Here is a 236-nt window from a genome sequence, read left to right on the forward strand (position 1 = left end):
TCGTAGAAGGGCACGATCATACGCTCGCCGGCGGCATCGACCAGGATCGTGGCAATCGCCGAGCGGCCACCTTCAACCCTGCGCACCAGCGAACAGTCGACCCGCTCCGCCTCCATCTGGCCGATGACATCGTGGCCGACGGCATCGTCGCCGACGCTTGCCCATAGCCAGACCTGCCCGCCCTGGCGGCTGGCCGACGCGGCGGCGCTTGCCGCCATGCCGGCCGCAATCTGCAC

1 protein-coding gene is annotated in these 236 nt (G+C 69.5%); it reads right to left on the bottom strand.

Annotated features, from left to right (window positions below; genetic code table 11):
- Positions 1-236 (bottom strand): PfkB family carbohydrate kinase (locus tag E5W70_RS32900; RefSeq protein ID WP_292665536.1); only part of this gene is annotated, 236 nt, incomplete at both ends.

The organism is Mesorhizobium sp. (genome assembly GCF_005063415.1).
In the GTDB taxonomy this organism is placed as follows: domain Bacteria; phylum Pseudomonadota; class Alphaproteobacteria; order Rhizobiales; family Rhizobiaceae; genus Mesorhizobium.